The following is a 286-nucleotide window of genomic DNA, read 5'->3' as shown; positions in this document are numbered from 1 at the left end:
ATGAAGTTAGTAACATATACTGGTATTGGGTTAACAGATATTATGTCTGATTGAGTTAATGGCTCTATAGCAAGAGCTATAGTATCTTTCTTAGAACCGAAYTTCATYTTWGHGAAGAATATGTAGTTCATGAAAGAAGAACCAAATACTGCTAATGCACCGATTGCCATTGGAACACCAGTTAATCCTATCATAGCAGTAAGAGCCATTGAACTAAGTGGAGCAGTAGCAACAACTGTTATAAGTCCACCAAGAACGATACCCATTAATATTGGTGATGCAGAAG

At 36.5% G+C, this 286-nt stretch carries 1 protein-coding gene (running past one end of the window); it reads right to left on the bottom strand.

Going from position 1 to position 286, the window contains the following annotated elements; genetic code table 11:
• On the bottom strand, positions 1-286 hold part of the coding region annotated (locus G3997_RS06750; protein ID WP_296644719.1) for a PTS sugar transporter subunit IIC (this coding region is incomplete at its 5' end). The annotated region extends 256 nt beyond the left edge of the window; 286 of 542 annotated nt are visible.

It is taken from the genome of Romboutsia sp. 13368, assembly GCF_018336475.1.
Classification (GTDB): Bacteria; Bacillota; Clostridia; order Peptostreptococcales; family Peptostreptococcaceae; genus Romboutsia.
This window is presented reverse-complemented; position numbering and strand designations above follow the sequence as displayed.